The following is a 15,659-nucleotide window of genomic DNA, read 5'->3' as shown; positions in this document are numbered from 1 at the left end:
TTTCGGTTGATTTTTCTCGGTTTTTTCGAAGGTCGTGACCAAACGATAACCAAGGCCCAAACTTCATTCAAGAAGAACGATTAAGGCCTGTTTGTTAAACCCATCTTTATGACATCAAGCAAACGTTTAACCCCCGACAGGGCCGACGGAAGCATCTTTAACTTGGCTACCGCCGGAGTTATTCCGGTTAAAGTCAAACGAATTCCAAATACCTGTTATCGTATTTCCAGAAGAATGAAATAGGCCTCTCCTGCAAAAACGGCTGCCACATGTCACACATCACGCGAATGCCCCGAAAGCGTGTGTAAAACGGATGCCTCCATGCATTCGCCATAAGAATGTTCGGCCGTGGCAAAGCCAGAGGTCAACTCGCCAAGCACGCGTGATAACGCTTCCAGTGCCCGTGCGCTCTGCTCCACATTCCTGCTGTTTGCCGTTATCTGCTCGGAAAGGGTCCTGTTCCCGTGAACCGCATCGCCCATGTGCTCCGCAACCCCTGTGGTCAGCGCCACGGCATGGGCGCCCTCTGCCAGGTCTTCCGTGGCTTTTTTCAAGTACCGGGAGACCTGCCCGCCGTTCTCTGTCTGAAGGGCTACGGCTCTGTCAATCCCCAGGATACGGGACCGAATCAGGTCAATCTGGAGGGTCACCTCCTCCATGGTTGCCACCGTGGCCCGGGCCGCCTCCTGAATCCGGGTAATCTTGTCACCAATCTCCCGGGTGGACACCGCGGTCTGGGCGGCAAGCCCCTTGATCTCCCCTGCAACCACCGAAAACCCCCTGCCCGCATCACCGGCCCGGGCCGCTTCGATGGTAGCATTCAAGGCAAGCAGGTGGGTCTGGTCCGAAATGTCGTTGATGGTCTCGGTGATCTCGCCGATGGCCCTTGCCCCCTCCCCAAGGCGTTCCGCCTCTGCGGCGGCCTCCTGCATGCGGTCAACCGCCGTTTCGGCATCCTGCCGGGCCCCTGACGTTTCTCCGGATATCCCGCGTATGGCCTCTGCCATCCGTTCCACGGATTCGAAGACTGAAAGCCCCCCCTGACGCGCGTCGGCCATGATGTCTGTCACCTTGCGCATCTCGCCGTTCAAGGTGGCCGAGGCATCGTCAAGGAGAATGGAGTGCCCGTGTGCCGAGGCCGCGTCGTCCGCCATGCACCCGGACAATCGGCTCAACCCTTCAGAAGCATTGCTCAGGTGCTCCGCGTTGTCTGCGATGGATGCAAACACATGGTGAAACCGATCCATGATGGCGTTGACATTCCCAACCAGATCCCCCACCTCGTCACGGGTCGTTGCGGTTAATCGGGTGGTCAGGTCCACCTTGCCCGAGGCCAGCCCTTCCAGGGTCTCGGTCACCTGCCCTAAGGGGCGCACCAGCCGCCGCGAGAGCCACCCGCTCACAAGCCCCGTCACAAGAAGGCACGCCGCAGCCGAAACCAGGAGCCTGTTGAGCTGCGTTCTTAAGGCCACCGCCACCCCCGCCTCCTTTGCACGGACCATGGCATCGATATCATCCAGGTAGATTCCTGTATGGAGAACCCATCCCCAGGGCCTGTACAGCCTGACATAGGAAAGCTTTCTCACCGGTGCGCCGGTGACGGGATGGGGCCAGGTGTGCTCGATAAAGCCTTCGTCACCGGTGCCGAGCAAGGCCTCTGTTTTGTCCCGGAACTCTGTCCAGAGCGGATCGCCGACTTCATCGATGGGCCGAAGCTCCAGGGAGGTATCCGAGGGGTGCATCAGGATCATGCCGCTGCGGTCAAGGATACCGTAACTTTCCTTTCCATCTTTCCCGAAGCGCGTCGCCGAAAGGGCCCGCAAGGCATCCTCATAAAAATTGGCGGTTTCAAAAATAGAAAAGGCAGAGAGGACAAGGTCCTGGATCTGCCCTTTGCGTTCGGCCAGCATCTGCCCCCGGAACGAATCGATCTCCGTGCGGCTTCGTTGCCGTAGCGATGCCGTTGTGATCAGAACAGTGACCACGGCAAACACCGTCAGGCACACCGTCACCAGTGCGAGGTTCTTTTTCGCAATACTCACAGGCCCACATCCTCCTTCACCGACCAGTTCAAAAAACACCCGTGTTAGCGGGCACGTTCAGGTTGATGAAAGGTATACGTTGCCTTTGTGAGGTTTCCATGAGGCTCGTGTCAGGCTGTGATGAGGACCCCCGCCAATCATGGCGTTGAGGCGTCGGGCAGGTGAAGGGAGTTAACGGGTTTTCTCCCGGAGAAACCCGAGGAACCGCTCCCATGACCTCCGGTCCGCATCGGGCCGGTAGCGGTTACTGCCATACACGGTAAAGGCATGGGGCGCTCCGCCATAGGCGATCAACTCATGGGCAACACCGGCTGATTCAAGGGCAGTGGCCAGTTCGGTAAAGGATGCCATGGAGATGGCCTCATCGGCGCTGCCGTGCATCACCAGGACCTCACCCCTGACCCGGCTGTAATCCTGGCCGTCCGGGGTGGAAAGCCCCCCGTGAAAAAGAACAAACCCTTTAAGGTCGGTACCGGAACGCGCCAGCTCCAGCACAGCGGCGCCCCCAAAACAATACCCTGCAGCCACGGCATTGCCGGTGTTCGCCCCCAGGGAGGCCGCTTTCTCCAAGGCCCCTGCCATAAGGGCACGCATCTTCTCACGATCCCTGTAGAGCTCTCCGGTGTGTTCCTTTCGATCCTTAACCTTGGCCGGGCGAATCCCCGCCCCGAAGAGGTCCGCCGCAAAAACAGCGTACCCCTGTTTCGCCAGCATGTGGGCACGGGTCACCTCATACTCCGTCAACCCGTCCCAGTCATGCAGCAACAGAACCAGGGGGGCGCCCTTTGCCGGCGAGATATAATACCCCTCGTAATCCAGCCCGTTCACGTGATAACGAACCGGGCTTCCGCTGTCTGCAAATGCCGATGCCGATGCAGATGCAGATGCAGATGCAGACAGCACCAGAACGATACACATGCACAAAACGTAACGCATGGTTTATGCCTCCTCGTATACGCAAGGGTTAACCTCCGGCAGGGCGCCGAAGGCCTGTAGCCCTATCCCAGAACCGCCTCAACAAGAAAAGGGCCCGGCTCTCTCAGGGCCGTTTGAAGTGCGGTCACAAAGGCCTCTGACGTTTGGGCCGATAAGGCGGGTACCCCGAATCCCCGGGCGATGTCCGTCCAGCCGATATCGGGCCGGGAGAGATCCGTGAGGTTTCGGGTCATGGGCCCTGGCTCGGTGTTGCCCGCCCGTGCCACCTCCAGTTTGAGGATATCGTAGCTCCTGTTGGAGCAGATCACGGTCTTGATGTTGAGATTCTCCCGGGCCTGGGTCCAGAGCCCCTGGACGGTGAACAGGGCGCTCCCGTCGGCCTGGAGGGTCAGAACGGGGCGCTCCGGGCAGGCCAGGGCCGCGCCGATGGACAGGGGAATACCGCAACCGATGGCGCCGCCGGTGATGGTAAGGGTGGTATGGGGAGAGACATGGGCTGCAAGGGGATGGTAAAAAAAACCCGAGGTGATGCCCTCGTCCACCACAATGGCCTCTTCGGGCTGAAGGGCGGCAAAGGCCTGCCCGAGGGTTTCAAGGGTCAGGGGGCCGCGGGGCAAGTCCGGCACACGGTGCTCCGACCCGGGGCACAAAGGAGAAGACGGGGTGATCCCCAGAGTATCCGCCAGGGCCTCAAGGGCTTGCCCCACATCCGCTTCCGGGCTGCAGAGCGTCCTCTCCCGGGCATCCTCCACCAAACGCCCGCTAAGGCCCGGGTATCCGAAAAATCCCACGGGAGACGGGGCCCCCACCAGAACCACCACATCATAGGCCTTCAGGGCGTCCCGTGCCGATTCCGGAAAATACGGGAGCCTCACGGGACTGGGCATGCCCGCCCCCCGTTCGATGCGGGCGGCAAAGGTTTCATGGAACAGGTCCGCTCCGCAGGCTTCGGCCACCTGCCCTGCCAAGCGTAGCCCCTCTCCGCTCAGGGCCCAGCCCCCGAGGAGGAGCGCTGGCTTTTCCGCATGCGTAAGAGACCGGGCAACAGCCTCCACGGTCTCATGGGGCACCGTCTCCCGTCTCGCCGCCGACAACACCGACAGATCCCCTTCCACCTCCAGGGACTGAAGGTCATGGGCAAAGACAAGGTGGGAGATAAGCCCACGGGTGGCCGCCCCGTAGCATTCGGCAAACGCAGTCCCCGCATCCGCCGCTTCAAGCACGGTGCGCACATGGCCCGGCAGGGAGGAGGCCAGGGCCTCGATGGGCATGGCCAGGGGCGGATCAAAGGCCCTGTGGTCCGTGGTGTGCTCGCCGATGAGGTTGATGACGGGACTCCGCGCACGCCGTGCATTGTGGAGGTTGGCCATGCCGTTGGCGTACCCCGGCCCCAGGTGAAGCACCGTCAGGCCCGGAACACCCGCCATGCGGGCATACCCGTCGGCAGCCCCCGTGGCCACCCCCTCAAAGGGGCAGAGAACCGGCCTCACCCCCTGGACCCGGTCAAAGGCCTCCACCAGCGGCATCTCCGTGGTGCCCGGATTGACAAAGCTGTATCGTATCCCAGCGGCTCCCGCCGCTCTGATCACAAGGTCTGCGGCTCTCATGGCTGCCTCCCCATTGATAACGGTTCAATCCATGTGCCCGAACAACGACATGCTCATCAGATATGATAAGCATACATCCTGAAATAACAATCAAATCTTATGCGGGTCGCTCATCTGTGCCGATTTGAGCGTGTGAGGGTGTGCGTGCCGCACGGGAGTGCGGCGCTCCACAGGAGGTGGGACGGGCCTGAGGGATGAAAATCCGATGCATTGCCCAGTCTGGCGACACTGCTGCCCTTCCGGTGGCAATTCTTCTTCATTGCATTTTGTTTGAAAAGCGGATGCGGGCCTTGATCATTGGTTGGGCCGTGACCTGCAAAGAACCGATTCGTAGGGTGCACTCCGTGCACCAAAATCAAAGCCTGTCATACCCCGAATGCCTCGGTAAAATCGAAACCTTGGGTGACCCGAACACGGTGCACAGAGTGCACCCTACGGGCTGTCGGCCTTTTGGAACGGTGTCATCTATAACACCCTGGTGGCCCGGACAATCACCAAGGCCCGGATGCGATTTGCCCCGAGGGAATGGACTTTAAGTTCTTCATTAAACCAAGCCTCGAGCCTATTGATATAGCGGCAAATACAACACCATATAAACCGTATCACTTGAGGACACCATCATTTTGCCCTGCCCTTCCAGAGCATCTCCCGAAGCCCCGACGCCCGCTGGGTTCGCCTGCCCAGGGCTTTTTCAAGGATCTCGGGCGGGCTCCACACCGCCATCTCCTCCCGGGCGCGGGTGATGCCCGTGTAGACCAGCTCCCGGGTCAGCACCGGGGCGTCGCTCTCCGGAAGCAGGAGGATGACGTGGGTAAACTCCGATCCCTGGCTTTTGTGCACCGTCATGGCAAACACCGTCTCCACCTTGGGAAGGCGGGCGCTGTGGATATGGCGCATGCCTCCCTCTTCATCGGGAAAGGCCACGGCCAGCTCTCCGTCCTTGCGGACGGTGATGCCCGTATCCCCGTTGAAGAGCCCCAGGGTGTAATCGTTTTCCGTCACCATCACCGGACGGCCCGGGTACCAGAGATCACCGCCCCCCAGCCCAAGGCAGCGCTCCACCAGTCGGTTGATGCGCGCAACGCCCATGGGGCCCTTGCGGACGGCACAGAGAATGCGGAACCGATCCAGGGCCGCCAGCATCTCCCGGGCGTCACTGAGCCGCCGGTACCCGGCCAGATGGTGGCGCACCACCTCCTCCAGCCACGCCATGGGATGCTCCCCGACGGAAGGCCCTGCCAGGAGAAATCCCGGAGCGATGATTCCGGCCAAAGCCCGGGCGTCCCCCCGGTTGGCAGCCGCTGCGGCTTGTCCGATGCCGGGACAGGCACCGAACCGGTAGCTCTTGGTGAGGGTGGTCACGGCATCGGCAAGGGGAGCCAGGTTTCTGCCCGTGGGCAGGGAGATACCCGTAAGTTCAGCCAACAGCTTTCCCTGGGCGTCGGAAACCGTGTCCCCTTGTTTCCCGTGGCAAAGGTCCCCCATGACCGACCCCGCCTCCACGGAGGCCAGCTGGTCCCGGTCCCCCATGAGGATCAGCCGGGTGGAGGGCGCCAGTGAGCGCACAAGCCGCCCCATGAGGGGCAGGTCCACCATGGACGCCTCATCCACCACGAGGATGTCGCAGGGAAGGGCCTGGCCTTGGCGAAAGAGCTCCCACCTGCCGCGCCCCAGGCTGCCCAGAAGCCGGTGGATGGTGGTAGCTTCCCTGGGAAGGGCTGCTTTCACCACCTCGCTCAAATCAAGCTTGCCCATGGCCCCTGCCATGGACTCCATAAGCCGGGCAGCGGCTTTACCCGTGGGAGCGGCCAGGGCAATGACCGGCGCACCGTTAAAGCGTCTCCGGTGCTGCTCCACGAGAAGAGCCAGAATTTTGGTTACGGTGGTGGTCTTTCCCGTGCCCGGCCCGCCGGAGATGACGCAAAAACGATTTACCAGGGCCACGGCCGCCGCCAGCTTCTGCCGATCCGGTTCACCACCCGAGGGCCCCGGAAAATAACGGTCCAGCCCCTCTTTCAGGGCGGTCGTTTCACCTTCCGGCAAATCTGAAAGCGTTGTCTCCCGACCCATGTACCGTGCCACCGCCTCCTGGAACCGATGGTACCGCCGCAGGTACAGGCGACCCCGCCCGTCCAGGACAAGGAGGGTCTCCTCCCCCTCGCCTCCGGCTGCCCCCGTCTCCCGGAGATGGTTTCCCCAGGACGCACCGTCTTTTCCCCAGGATTCCCCGGAAACGGCATAGCCGGTATACCGGCTCAAATCGATACAGACATGCCCGTGACGGCTCTCCCGGCTCACCAGGGCCGCCGCAAGAAAAACCGACGCGTCCTGTCCGTGCCTTTGGGCCAGAAACGAGGCAAAGGTCAGGTCCGTTAAGGAAAACCCCTGCTCCGTCCATGCGTTCCACCCTGAGCGCTCCATGGTTTCCTGCTTTAAATTCATTGGATCATCTCTTCCTCATTGTGGTAAACTGCGCCACGGCACGCGGCCGCCTGGCCGAACAGGCCGAAACAAAATCATAACCCATCAGTACAACAGGCATTATCATGAAGCTTCAAGAATCAACGACCATTGACCTTATCGCCGCCGTTCTCTCCGAAGCGGTGTCCCATGTGCTGGAGATCAGCACCCGGAAGTCCATCGCATGCGCAGGGACCCTCCAGACCATCCCCAAGCTCATCATGCGACCCGACATCAGCTGCTTTGTCCAGCTCAGCGGAGACTTCAACGGACTCATCGTCTTTAATTTCAATGACCGGACCGCCGTCAAGCTCTACCGAAGCTACATGATCTCCATGGGCATCCCCGAAGGAGACCTCGTCAAGGACTTCACCTCCAACGAGGTGACGGACAGCATCGGTGAAATCTTCAACCAGGTGGTGGGCGACTTTACCCGCCTCATCGAAACGGAGTTCGGCCTCTCCATCCTCCGAGGCCAGCCCAAGGTCCTGGCCCTCACCAGCGCCATCACCCTCACCATCGATGCGGACTACCACGAAAACCGGCGCCTCGCCTTCTCCATCGACAACGACCGCTTCCAGGCCGAGCTGGCCATGGAGCAGACCAAATTCACGCGCCTGCCTGATTTTCAGCGGCCGTCGTAAAAACGATGCCTCCGGCGGCCCTGCCGGGGGCTAAACTTTTGAAAAGTTTAACAAACAGCTCTTAATAGCCATATTTTAAGTTTGCGCCGACATAAATACGAATGTGATTTGACCCGAGAAACGAGGGGCAAAGCGCATTCGTAAGCAGCTTTCAAGGTGGCACACCTTGCCGCCGGAGGCTGTTTTTTATCTGTTGCCTCACCCAATATCAATAAGCAATTCATCGAGTTCCCGGATGCACCCCTCCTCGGGCCGGTCGAAGAAGACACCGTTGCCGGAACCGTCCACCCCCCGTAAAAAAAGATACCAGGCCCCGGCCATGTGGGTCTCGTAGTCGTAGGCCTCGCCCAGTTTCAAGGCGAGGTGGCGATTGAGGGCCACGGCATAAAGGAGATACTGCAGGCCGTAGTGGTGTTCGCCCATGGCCTGGGCCAGGGCCTCCTTCCCGTAGCTCTCCGGGCTGTTTCCGAGATGGTTGGACTTCCAGTCGATGATCCCGAAGCCTTCCCCAACCTGAAAAATCAAATCCACAAACCCTTTAAGGAACCCTTTCACCGGCGAAAAGCGAAGCCCTTCCATGATCAGCTCCCCTTCGTCAAAGGAGCCGTAGCCCCAGCGGTTCAGGGCGTCGTTCAGGGCCTCGGGGGAGATGCGCTTTAAGGGAAAGGTAAACTCCATCTCGTGGAGGCGTGAACCCGCAGGCACCTCTTTCAGGGCAAAAGGCGTGTGAAAGGCGTCGAGGGGGGTGGTCAGCACGCTGGCCACCATGGTTGAAATGGCTTCTGTCCAGAGCTCCGCATCGTATCCGTGCCTGGCAAGGAGTTCGGCGCAGGCCACATCCCTGACTTCATCTTCCGCATCAAAGGGAATGGTCTCGAACAGGGTATGCATGAAGGTGCCCGGCGCGGCCCCTTTGGGGAAGGCAAAAATGCCTTCCGGGGGGATCTCGTCATCGGGTTTTATGTGGGCCCTTGCGTCGTAATCGGCTTCACGGGTCTCTTTGCCCGACGATGCCAGGCCAGAAAAACTGGTGACCACACGAGGTTCCGGGAGCTTGCCGTCAAACCGTCGCGAAGGAGCCAGCTCGGTTTTGTCGTCCTGGAAGGTCAGGACCGCCACCTCCTCCTCCGGTTCGCAAAGGCTTACGGACACGGCCCCTTCCGAAGCGGCAGCCAGGTCATGGAGATGGGTGCTCAGCTCGTGCTCTCCCAGGGCGGTAATGACAGGGGCCGCGTCCTGGGCGTTTGCGCTCTCCGGGGCATGGAGAAGCCGGGCCATGGCGCTTCGCTCCATGCCCTTTACCCGGCCCCAGGGGATGACCATGTGATGCCGGGCCCGGGTGAGAGCCACGTAAAGCAGGCGCAACTCTTCGGCCAGGGACTCTCCTGCGGCAAGGGCCATGTGCTCTTCCAGGTCTTCGGAGCCCGCGTCATACACCAGGTCCCGTTCTCCCTCATGATAAAGCGCTCCTCCTTTGGGTTCGCGGTACCCCATAAAGGGAAAGGGCAGGAAGACCACGCCGTACTCCAGGCCCTTGCTTTTGTGGATGGTGACGATCTGGACGGCCGTGCGGTCGCTCTCCAGGTGAAGCTGGTGTTCCTCCAGCCTCGGGGACTCGGGGTCCCGCATGCGGGAAAGCCATCGCAAAAGACCTTCCGGGGAGAGGCGCCGTGATACGGCCTCCCGGTGCAGGAGTTCCGTGAGGTGCTGCATATTGGTGACCCGGCGCTCGCCGTCCGTAAGGCCCACAAGGCGTTCATAGGGGTCCTGCTCCTTGACAAAACGGCGAAGCATCGCCATGAAGCCCTCCTCCTTCCAGAGGGCATGCCAGTGGGCAAAGCGTATGCTCCAGCGCTCCAGCTCAGAGGGAGATCCGTCCAGGGCGGCAAGGGCTTCGGCATCCAGGCCCATCATGGAGGTGGCAAGGGCGGCCTTGATAAGGGAGAGCCGCCAGGGCCGGAGGCAGGCGGCAAGGAACAGGGCGGTCTCTTCGGCCTCCTCGCTGTCAAAGATGTTGCCGGAACTGTACAGGACGGCGTGGACCCCCAGGGAGGTCAGGTGATTTTTCACGGCGCGGGCCTGGCCGTTGGTGCGCACGATCACCGCCACATGCTTCTCGGAAAGGGGAACCTCACCGATAAGTGCCCGGCCTTGGCGCCCCATGCGGAGCAGGGAGACCATCTCGGCCCCGCACAGGTCGATGCACAGGTTCTGGGCCGCCTCTTTGGAGAGGGGTTTCTCCCCCGCCTCGAAGCGCTGGATCAGCATGGGACTCACCGGAGACCCGTCAAGGGTAAGGGTCTCTTCGTCATCTCCCCCGGCGCTTTTCACCGGAGAGAATTGAATCCGCTCAAAAAGAAAGGGGCTCGTACCACGCGAGAAGAAGGTGTTGACGGCCTGCACCATGCCCCGGGTGCTGCGGTAGTTCACATCAAGGGTGTACCCTTTTTCGGCCTCTCCGGCCGCCCGCAGGTAGGCAAAGATATCCGCCCCCCGAAACCCGTAGATGGCCTGCTTGGGATCGCCGATCATAAACAGGGTGGTCTCTTTGAACAGGGTGTCGAAGATCTCGTACTGCTCGGGGTCCGTGTCCTGAAACTCATCGATGAGGGCCGCCTCGTAGCTCTGCCCCACGCCCCTGGCAAGGCGTTCTCCGCCGTCTCCGCCAAGGGCCCCCGCCACCCGGGAGAGGAGGTCGTCAAACCCCATGATCCCGGCCCTCTCTTTCTCCCGATCCATGGTCTCGTCCACATACCGCGCAAGGGCGATGCAGTGGGCGATGAGGTTCCCGTCATAGATCTCTTTCAGGTCGGACAGCGCCTCCAGCAGGGACTCCATGATCCCGAACAGAGGATTCTCCGCCACGGCCTTGCCCTTTTTAACGGCAGCCTGCAGGGTGGCCTGGGACAATTTTTCAAGGTCCTTGGCCTCCCCAAAGGGAATGCTTCCGGAAAAAAGAGCCCGGGCCGCAGCCTCCGCTTTCTTCTCCACCCCTTTGCGGTACTTGTTCCGATTGAGGGCCGGATCCGTCGCCAGGATATTCAATGCCGCCTCCTGCTCCTCTTCCCACACCAGGGACGCCCTGGCCAGAAGCTCGGCAAACCGCGTCTCGCAGTCTGCGGTGGGAACGGGCTCCCCGTCCGGCAGAAAGGTGATGCGGGACAAGGGGGTGCTGAAGGAGAGAAAGGCCAGGAGCCTCTCGGGCAGGATCTTTCGATCCTTGATCCAGGCGGCATACAAAGGAGAAGCCCCTTCCACCATACGACGGTAGTAGTCCTGAACGGCCCGCTGTTTCAGGTAGCTGAGGTCGGTGACCAGTTCCATGTCCAGGGGAGAGCCCGTCTCAAAGGCGTGGTCGGTCAGAAGCCGCCTGCAAAAGCCGTGGATGGTGAAGATGGCTGCCTCATCAAAATTGCGCAGGGCTGCCTTCAGGCGTCCCGCCGCTTCCCCTGAGGCGTCTTCTTCAGAAAAAAGGGAGGCATAAAAAGGATCGTCACTTTTCGCCCCCTCCAAAAACGAAAGGGCCTCCCGCAGGCGACCCCGAATCCGTTCGGCCAGCTCCTGGGTGGCGGCTTCGGTGAAGGTCACCACCAGGATGCGATCCACGGAGATCTTCTCTTCCACCACGAGGCGCAGGTAGAGGGCGGCAATGGTGTAGGTCTTTCCCGTTCCGGCGCTTGCCTCGATGAGATTCCGGCCGGAAAGGGGGGTGGCTGCAAGGTCCAGTGTTGCCAGGGTGTGTGTCATTACTCGGTTGCCTCCAGCATGGGACGGAAGAGACGTTCAGCACATCGCGCAAAGGCGGGTTCCGTCAAGGGGTCCCTGCCCCGCACCGCCATGCGGATCCAGGGGTCGTTCAGGTCTGCCATCATAGAAAATTCATTGCCGTAAAAAGCGGAGCTCGCCTTTGCCATGGCTTTTCCTTCGTCCCGGCTCTTGGCCAGCTCCCGGGCGTAGGCCTCCGAGGCCAGGGGAAACAGGGGCAAAAGCGCCCCATTGCCCGCGGCAAAGAGCCGAATGAGATCCTCCAGGCACGCCCCCGGGTTGGGGGGCACCACCATGGAGACGACCTCGGCCCGCCCGGTTTTCCGGTCCAGACCCACCACAACGGCCCGGGCCACGGGCATGCCGGCTTTGGCGGCCACCAGAAGGCGCAACCACGCAGAGATCAAATCCTGACTGCGCACCTTACCGAAGCGTCCAGCCACCAGGTTTTCCCCGAAAAAGGGTCCCACTTCCCCTGCCACGGCAACCCCTGCAATCTCCACCCATTGCCGTTCCAAAAGAGGATCTCCCCCAGCCACCAGGGCTGCGATGGCATCGGCCACGGCCCCCGCCTCCCGGGTCAGTTCCCTGAGCAGGTGAGCCCCCACTTCCCCCCGGGGCAGAAGGCCCATGCCCGACACCACGCCAAGGGACTTTTCCGGTGCCTCTCCGGAGAGAGCCTCTTCAAACAGCAAGGTGCCGGCACGGTATCGATCCAGGCCAGACAGGGTAAAGGGCTCACAGCTCTCCGGAGCCTCCTCCACGCCCCCCAGCTCAAGGCCGAGACCCTCGCGCAGGAAATACCGACAGGGATGGGCGAAAAAAGCCTCCAGGGACTCCAGGGTAAGCGCTTCGGGCAGTTCAAGCTCATCATCCGGATCGGATAGCCGCGCAAAGGGCGGTGGGGAAACCGGCACCTCGGCCATGCGGGCCGCCACACGGCGACTGGCCGCATCATAGGTGAAGAGCCGGGGATGTCCGGGCTGGAAATAGGTACTGGAAAAGGGGTGCAGGGGGTGTGTTACCAGGATCTGCTCAGAGGCCGCGCCCCGGGTCACCCCGTCCACATAATCCAAAAGCTCGGAGAGAAGCACCGAGGGTTGGAGGGTGCTGTTGTCCCGAATGCTCTGGCCGGTGTAGCTCACCCAGAGGGTCTCCCGAACAGAGAGGAGAATCTCCAAAAACAGGTAGCGGTCATCCTTTCGCCGGGAGCGGTCCCCCCGCCGCGGGGAGGCGGCGATGAGGTCAAACCCCGGGGCCTTTTGCTGGCGGGGAAAGGTGCCGTGGCCCATGCCGAGGATGGCGATGACCCGGAAGGGAATGCTTCGCATGGGGAGCATGGCACAGAAGGTAACGCCGCTGGTAATAAACCCGGACACAGGGTCCGGGGCGGCCAGGGCGGTCTTGAGAATAAAGCGCACCACGGAAAACTCCACGGAGTCCTCATTTTCCGCCTCCCCTGCGGCATCGCCCATGCGGTAGAGGCAGTCACGGATGCCCTGGAGCCCTTCGCCTGCGCCCTCGTCGTCCGTGAGAAAGGTCTCAAGGACCCGGTCGAAAAATGCGACCCACTCCTCGGCGCTGCGGGATTGTTCCAGGCCTTTCACATAGGCCGTCAGGCTGTCCAGAAACCAGGCCAGTTTTCCGAGGAGCGCCCCGTGTTCCCCTTCCACCGGACCGGCCGGAAGGATCCCGTCATAGAGTGCCAGCTCTTCGTCCCCCACGGCATATCCGGTGAAGAGTCGGTCGAAACCTGCCTTCCAGCTGTTGCCGTCAAAGGGAGAAAACCCCTCGGCCTCCCGCTGACTGCCGTCGACGCCCCATCGCACAGCGGTCTCCCGGATCCAGCCGCTCACACGCTCCAGGTCCCCTTCCTCCATGGCAAAGGCCTGCCGGATGCGATCGTTTTCCAGAAGCTCCAGCACGCCGCCTGCCTCAAACCGGAACCCGGAAAGGTCCAGAAGCAGCAGCAAGGCCTCCACGGCCCGGTCCCCGCTGCGATTGGCCTGGTCGGCGATGGAAAAGGGGATGCGAATTCCGCCTTCCACGCGCCGGCTGAACACCGCCTCGATGACCGGGGCGTAGGTGTTGATGTCCGGGGCCATGACGAGGATATCCGACGGTTTCAAATCCGGGTCCTCATCCATCATGGCCAGCATGGCGTCCCGCAGCACCTCCACCTCCCGCAAAGGGCTGTGGCAGCTGTGAATGGTAAGGGAGGTGTCGGACGGATCAAGGGCATAGGGCTCCCCCCCACCCCGGGATCGGTCCTGCAGATTAAAAATGTCGGCCTGGACGGCTCCCAGCAGGGTCTCCCCGTCGGGCTCGACAAAGAGGGGAAATTCTTCCAGGCCGCGTTCGGCCATCATATCGAAGAACTCCCGTCCCTGGCCGCCCATGGACGCAAGGAGGGGGTTGCCTCCTTCCATGAGGAGGGTATCGTCCTCCTCCTGCTCAAGGCCCTGCTTCTCCTTGAGACGCCGCTTCTCGGAGTCGGAGAGAATATCTCCCCAGTACTGGGGGCAGGGGTTCAGCAAAAAGAGATTGACCTGGCACACCTCCGACAGGGCGGTAAAGAGTTCCATATGAAATTCCGGCAGGGAGGAGATGCCGAAAACGCATACCCTTTCCGGAATTTTTCCATTGCTATTTCCAGAAGTTCGAACCCACTCTTTAAAGTCTTTCATCAGGTGAACGCGGTGGCGAAAGCCAAGGTCTTCCAAAAGGGTGCGGTAAAGAACCGCCTGAAAATCATCCCCTTCCCCCCTCTCCCACTCCTCGATCATGTCCGGTCGATAGGTGAGGTACTGGTCCAGGGTGTCCGCCAGGAGTTCTGATATCTGGTAGCGTTTCAGGGCATCCCCGTCCCCGCCCAAAAAATGGGCCACCGGGGCGAAGACGGATTGCGTCACCCACCCGGGAAGGGCCCCCATGATCTTCCAGGCCGCTGTCTTCGCGTCAAAACGCCTCGTGTCCGCAAGGTCCGGAACGGCCAGGGCAAACATGTCCTGAAGAAAGGCGTTGGGAAACCGCCAGCGCACGTTGGCGCAGATGCCGTTGTTCCGGGAAAGCGCCAGGGAGAGCCATCGCGCCATGCCCTGGCTCTGGAGCACCACCACATCCTCTTCCAGGGGGCTGCCCGTGGGGGCTTCCAGCACTTTGGAAAGCGCCATTGCAAGGACTTCAAGGCGATTTCCCGTAAACAGATTCAATCCAGCGTCCATGCGCTTTCGTCTCCCATACCGTCAATTGGTCGTCGTAAGAATTCACTCTTGTGTTGGTATGCCACTTGCGCCTCCGTGACGCAAGGCAGCATTTTTGATCCGGCGGTCCTTTCCCGGCACCGGACAGACAGCCCCAAAAGGGCTTCAACAAAGGATCTGAGCCTAAAATAGTATTGACAATGGGGGTGTTATCACCTAATTTGCTTACCTGAAGTTTACAATGTACACGACAAAAACATACATCTCATACCACCGACACGGCAACACCTCTATTTCTGGGTATCATGGCGAGCCCTGCGCTGCTTACGTGACACCGACAACCCGACACCTTGAGGCCGTATGGAATTTATCGTTCACATCTTCAAGCTCTACCCCAGTCTGATCAGCGACCTTGTGCAAGGGGTGGTGTACATCGGAAGCGCCCTTTTGTTCTTAAACGCCGTCTGGCTCATTGCCCTTGCTTACCGGCATGCCCGGCTGATCAAGACAAAGGAGCTGATGAGGCTGGCACCCGAGCCCGCAACCCTCGACGACCCCCTCATGACCGCGGCCGTCAAGACCCTCCATGCCGCCCATGATGAGCACAAGGGCACCCCTTACCCCGTCTCCTTCCTCATCGACGCCACCCACCAGATGATGGTAAACATCTACCACACCCGCTACATCAACAAAATCACCATGATCACCAACCTGCTTCCCCCCATGGGATTCATCGGCACCATCTTCGGCATGATCATGATCTTCCTGGCCAAGGCCGACCCCAACAGCGACCTCAACACCACCGGCCTCGGGGTGGCCCTTTTCACCACCCTCATCGCCCTTACATGCTTCGTGATTCTTGAGGTTTTCAAGAAAAACCTGATCAACCTGGCCACCTCCCGCATTGAGCGGGCCTTGGGGCACCATCAGTCCATATGTGAGATGACGGCGCAGGTGGAGGAAGAGCCCCCTCTTCCCGCAGACTCGGTCACCACTCCTTAA

At 60.9% G+C, this 15,659-nt stretch carries 8 protein-coding genes; 2 read left to right on the top strand and 6 right to left on the bottom strand.

Going from position 1 to position 15,659, the window contains the following annotated elements; all coding sequences use genetic code 11:
* Positions 1-272: 272 nt before the first annotated feature.
* The 4 genes from BLQ12_RS20915 to recD all read right to left on the bottom strand — a co-directional run bounded on the left by BLQ12_RS20915 (position 273) and on the right by recD (position 7,027).
* Positions 273-2,042 carry a methyl-accepting chemotaxis protein gene (locus BLQ12_RS20915; RefSeq protein WP_092213774.1) on the bottom strand — a complete coding sequence of 590 codons (1,770 nt, stop codon included), beginning with the start codon at positions 2,040-2,042 and terminating at the stop codon, positions 273-275.
* A 171-nt stretch (positions 2,043-2,213) separates the two neighbouring features.
* On the bottom strand, positions 2,214-2,978 hold the full coding sequence (locus BLQ12_RS20910; RefSeq protein ID WP_092213773.1) for a dienelactone hydrolase family protein: 765 nt from the start codon (positions 2,976-2,978) through the stop codon (positions 2,214-2,216).
* A 62-nt stretch (positions 2,979-3,040) separates the two neighbouring features.
* A complete protein-coding gene (locus tag BLQ12_RS20905) occupies positions 3,041-4,585 on the bottom strand; it encodes an acetolactate synthase large subunit (RefSeq protein WP_092213771.1) in 1,545 nt (514 codons plus the stop codon).
* 618 nt (positions 4,586-5,203) lie between these two features.
* Entirely contained in the window at positions 5,204-7,027 is a 1,824-nt protein-coding gene (recD, locus tag BLQ12_RS20900; RefSeq protein WP_092213769.1) for an exodeoxyribonuclease V subunit alpha, read from the bottom strand.
* Between the two features lie 104 nt (positions 7,028-7,131).
* Between recD and BLQ12_RS20895 the strand changes: the two genes are divergently transcribed.
* Positions 7,132-7,689 (top strand): DUF3334 family protein, encoded by a 558-nt coding sequence (locus tag BLQ12_RS20895; RefSeq protein WP_092213767.1) that lies wholly within the window; start codon positions 7,132-7,134, stop codon positions 7,687-7,689.
* Positions 7,690-7,887: 198 nt separating this feature from the next.
* Here the strand turns inward: BLQ12_RS20895 and recB are convergent, their stop codons facing one another.
* Together recB and recC are read right to left on the bottom strand one after the other, a co-directional pair.
* Complete coding sequence (recB, locus tag BLQ12_RS20890) at positions 7,888-11,436, bottom strand: exodeoxyribonuclease V subunit beta (protein ID WP_092213765.1); 3,549 nt, start codon at positions 11,434-11,436, stop codon at positions 7,888-7,890.
* Entirely contained in the window at positions 11,436-14,678 is a 3,243-nt protein-coding gene (recC, locus tag BLQ12_RS20885) for an exodeoxyribonuclease V subunit gamma (RefSeq protein ID WP_092213763.1), read from the bottom strand. Before recC ends, recB begins: the two co-directional genes overlap by 1 nt.
* A gap of 339 nt (positions 14,679-15,017) precedes the next feature.
* On the opposite strand from recC, the gene BLQ12_RS20880 reads away from it, so the two are divergent.
* Positions 15,018-15,659 carry a MotA/TolQ/ExbB proton channel family protein gene (locus BLQ12_RS20880; RefSeq protein ID WP_092213761.1) on the top strand — a complete coding sequence of 214 codons (642 nt, stop codon included), beginning with the start codon at positions 15,018-15,020 and terminating at the stop codon, positions 15,657-15,659.

The organism is Desulfoluna spongiiphila (genome assembly GCF_900101345.1).
In the GTDB taxonomy this organism is placed as follows: domain Bacteria; phylum Desulfobacterota; class Desulfobacteria; order Desulfobacterales; family Desulfolunaceae; genus Desulfoluna; species Desulfoluna spongiiphila.
Note: the sequence above shows the minus strand (reverse complement) of the source record. Positions and strands in the feature narration are given on the sequence as shown.

Excerpts from the sequence above, each read along its gene's own strand:
- BLQ12_RS20910 (WP_092213773.1), bottom strand. The coding sequence starts at position 2,978 with ATGCGTTACGTTTTGTGCATGTGTATCGTTCTGGTGCTGTCTGCATCT.
- BLQ12_RS20905 (WP_092213771.1), bottom strand. The coding sequence starts at position 4,585 with ATGAGAGCCGCAGACCTTGTGATCAGAGCGGCGGGAGCCGCTGGGATA.
- recD (WP_092213769.1), bottom strand. The coding sequence starts at position 7,027 with ATGAATTTAAAGCAGGAAACCATGGAGCGCTCAGGGTGGAACGCATGG.
- BLQ12_RS20895 (WP_092213767.1), top strand. The coding sequence starts at position 7,132 with ATGAAGCTTCAAGAATCAACGACCATTGACCTTATCGCCGCCGTTCTC.
- recB (WP_092213765.1), bottom strand. The coding sequence starts at position 11,436 with ATGACACACACCCTGGCAACACTGGACCTTGCAGCCACCCCCCTTTCC.
- recC (WP_092213763.1), bottom strand. The coding sequence starts at position 14,678 with ATGGACGCTGGATTGAATCTGTTTACGGGAAATCGCCTTGAAGTCCTT.
- BLQ12_RS20880 (WP_092213761.1), top strand. The coding sequence starts at position 15,018 with ATGGAATTTATCGTTCACATCTTCAAGCTCTACCCCAGTCTGATCAGC.